A 3,578-nucleotide genomic window follows, 5' to 3' on the forward strand; every position below is an offset into this window, starting at 1 on the left:
CCGGCCGTCGTCCCGCCCCGTCCCACTGATTCCTGTTCCCCTCTTTCCCTAGCGATGGTGTGACTATGAAGAGCGAAGAAATCCTCCCCCTGATCCACGAGGCGATCATCGAGGTCCTGCCAGAGCTCGACGGGCACGACTTCCAGGAGACCGACTCGCTGGACGCGCTCGGCGCCAACTCGATGGACCGAGCCGAGATCGTCATGATCGTCCTTGAGACGATGAACCTGGAGATTCCGCTGGTCGACACGTTCGGCCCGCAGAACCTGGGCGAGCTCGCCCGGCACCTCGCCGACAAGACCGCGGTGGCTCGCTAACGTGCCCGAGATCGCCGTGACCGGGCTGGGGGTCACCACGGCCGTCGGCCAGGGCAAGGCCGCCTTCGCCGAGGCGCTGTTCGCCGGGGCGCACCGGTTCGCCGTCATGGAGCGGCCCGGCCGCCAGGCCGACACCCGGTTCGTCGGCGCGGAGATACCCTCCTTCGTGCCGACGACCAGGCTGGCCGCGCGCGAGCTGCGGACCGTCTCCCTCACCGGCCAGGTCCTGCTGGCCACCCTGGAGGAGGCCTGGACCGAGGCGCGCCTGGACGAGCTCCCCGCAGAGCGCATCGGCCTGGTCGTCGGCGGCAGCAACCTCCAGCAGCGCGAGCTCACCCTGGCCCAGGACCGCCACCGGGCCAAACCCCGCTTCCTGCGGCCCAGTTACGGGCTGTCCTTCCTGGACACCGATCTGTGCGGGCTCGCCACGGCGGCGTTCGGCATCCGCGGCTTCGCCCACACCGTGGGCGGCGCCTCGGCCAGCGGCCAGCTCGCGGTCATCGAGGCGGCCGAGGCGGTGGCGTCCGGCCGGGTCGACGTGTGCGTGGCGGTGGGGGCCCTGATGGACCTCTCGTACTGGGAGTACCTGGGCCTGGGCGCCATGGGGGCGATGGCGCCGGAGTCCTGCGCGGATGCGCCGGAGCTGGCCTGCCGTCCGTTCGACGCGGGCCGGGGCGGCTTCGTCTTCGGCGAGGCGTGCGGCGCGCTGGTTATCGAGCGCGTCGGCGCCCGCCCGGCGCCCGCGGCACCGTACGCGGCGCTGAGTGGCTGGTCGGTCCAGCTGGACGGCAACCGCAACCCGAACCCTTCGCTGGAGGGTGAGGTGCGGGCGATCGGGCAGGCACTGGAGCGGGCCGGGCTGAGCGCCGGCGACATCGACTACGTCAACCCGCACGGCACGGCCTCACCGGTCGGCGACCGCACCGAGGCCGACGCCCTGCTGGCCGCCGGACTCACCCGCGCCCGGGTCAACGCCACCAAGTCGATCACCGGGCACGGACTCACCGCCGCCGGGGCGGTGGAGGCGGTCGCCGCGCTGCTCCAGATGCGGCACGGCAGGCTGCACCCCACCCGCAACCTGGTGGAGCCCATCGACGACCGGCTGCGCTGGGTGCGCGGCGAGGCCGTGGACGCCGAGATCGACCACTGCCTGAGCCTGAGCATGGGATTCGGCGGCATCAACACGGCACTTTGCATGAGCAAGTGCGAATCACGGAGAGCGTAAGGTCATGTCCCGCGTCGGTATCGAAGCGATGAACGTGTATGGCGGCTCGGCAGTGCTGGACGTCAAGGCACTGGCACAGCACCGGGGGCTCGACCTCCCGCGCCTGGAGAACCTCCTGATGAGGGAGAAGACCGTGGCGCTGCCCTTCGAGGACCCGGTGACCTTCGGCGCCAACGCCGCCCGGCCGCTCCTCGACCGGCTGAGCGCCGAGGAGAAGGACAGCATCGAGCTGCTGATCACCTGTACCGAGTCGGGCATCGACTTCTCCAAGTCGACCAGCACCTATCTCCACGACCAGCTGGGCCTGAGCCGCAACTGCCGGATGTTCGAGCTCAAGCAGGCCTGCTACGCGGGCACCGCCGGGTTCCAGATGGCCTGCAACTTCATCCTGTCGCAGACCTCTCCGGGCGCGAAGGCGCTGGTCATCGCCACCGACATCTCCCGCTACCTCCTTGAGGACGGCGACGAGGCGGCCGCCCAGGAGTGGGCGTACGCCGAGCCCAGCGGCGGCGCCGGCGCGGTCGCCATGCTGATCAGCGACACCCCGCACGTCTTCCAGCTCGACGTGGGTGCCAGCGGCTACTACGGCTACGAGGTCATGGACACCTGCCGTCCGGCCCCCGACAGCGAGTCCGGCGACGTCGACCTGTCCCTGATGTCCTACCTGGACTGCTGCGAGCAGTCCTACCGGGCGTACGAGAAGAAGGTGGAGGGCGCCGACTACCGCGACTCCTTCCAGTACCTCGCCTTCCACACCCCCTTCGGCGGCATGGTCAAGGGCGCCCACCGCACGATGATGCGCAAGGTCGCCAAGGCGAAGGGCGCCGAGATCGCCGAGGACTTCGAGCGCCGGGTGATGCCGGGCCTGGAGTACTGCGGCCGCGTCGGCAACATCATGGGCGCGACCGTCTTCCTGTCACTGGCGAGCACCATCTGCAACGGCGGCTTCGACGCGCCCCGGCGCCTGGGCTGCTTCTCGTACGGCTCCGGCTGCTGCTCCGAGTTCTACAGCGGCGTGGTCACCCCGGACGGGGCCGCCCGGCTCAAGGAGATGGACATCGAGGCCCATCTGGACGGCCGCTACCGCCTTTCCCTGGACGAGTACGACCAACTGCTGAGCGACCGCGACTTCATCCGCTTCGGCACCCGCGAGACGGCCGTCAACCAGGACCTCGTCCCCGCGACCGGCCAAGGCGGCGGGCCCCGGCTCGTCCTGCAAGAGATCAAGAACTACCACCGGGAGTACGCATGGGTGGGCTGACCCACGGACCGGCCCCCGCCACGCTGGTGCTGCGCGAGCAGGGCACCACCTGGTACGTGCGGATCCACCGGCCCGAGGCCGACAACGCGCTCAACGAGACCCTGGTGCGCGAGCTCACCGAGGTCCTGACGCGCGCCTCGCGCTCGTCCGCCACCGTGGTCGTGCTCGAAGGGCTGCCCGAAGTGTTCTGCTTCGGCGCCGACTTCGGGGCGATCGGCGAGGCGGTACGCGACGGCGGGCGCACGGCGGCTGACCCCGAGCCGCTGTTCGACCTGTTCCGCCTCCTCGCGTACGGCGACTTCCTCTCGGTCGCGCACGTGCGGGGCAAGGCCAACGCGGGCGGGGTCGGCCTGGTGGCCGCCAGCGATGTGGTGATCGCCGACGAGGGCGCCACGTTCAGCCTCTCCGAGCTGCTCTTCGGCCTGATACCGGCCGTGGTGCTCCCGTTCCTGATCCGCCGCACCGGTTTCCAGCACGCCCACTACCTCGCCGCCACGACCCGCACGGCGGATGCGGCGCGGGCCTGCGAGTGGGGGCTCGTCGACGCGTACGGGCCGGACAGTGAGGCGCTGCTGCGCACCCACCTCCAGCGCCTCGGGCGGCTGTCGAAGAAGGCGGTCACGCGGTACAAGGCGTATCTGCGCGAGCTGTCGCCGGTGACCGAGCACGCCAAGAGCGCGGCGCTGGCCACCAATCGCCTGGTCTTCGAGGACCCGGAGAACGTCCGGGCCATCCAGCGGTACGCGGAGGAGGGCGTGTTCCCGTGGGAGGCCGC

General features: G+C 70.7%; 4 protein-coding genes. All 4 read left to right on the plus strand.

Annotated elements, in window-relative coordinates:
* The first annotated feature begins 65 nt into the window (after positions 1 to 65).
* Positions 66 to 317: an acyl carrier protein gene (locus A8W25_RS30310; RefSeq protein WP_067167619.1), complete on the plus strand. Its 252-nt coding sequence runs from the start codon at positions 66 to 68 to the stop codon at positions 315 to 317.
* A gap of 1 nt (position 318) precedes the next feature.
* Positions 319 to 1,542: a beta-ketoacyl synthase N-terminal-like domain-containing protein gene (locus A8W25_RS30315; RefSeq protein ID WP_067167621.1), complete on the plus strand. Its 1,224-nt coding sequence runs from the start codon at positions 319 to 321 to the stop codon at positions 1,540 to 1,542.
* Positions 1,543 to 1,546: 4 nt separating this feature from the next.
* Positions 1,547 to 2,803, plus strand: a complete 1,257-nt coding sequence (locus tag A8W25_RS30320; protein WP_067167622.1) for a hydroxymethylglutaryl-CoA synthase family protein — start codon at positions 1,547 to 1,549, stop codon at positions 2,801 to 2,803.
* The coding region (locus A8W25_RS30325; RefSeq protein ID WP_158942815.1) for an enoyl-CoA hydratase/isomerase at positions 2,791 to 3,578 on the plus strand (788 nt) is incomplete at its 3' end. The genes A8W25_RS30320 and A8W25_RS30325, both read left to right, overlap by 13 nt.

Source organism: Streptomyces sp. ERV7 (assembly GCF_001653515.1).
In the GTDB taxonomy this organism is placed as follows: Bacteria; Actinomycetota; Actinomycetes; order Streptomycetales; family Streptomycetaceae; genus Streptomyces.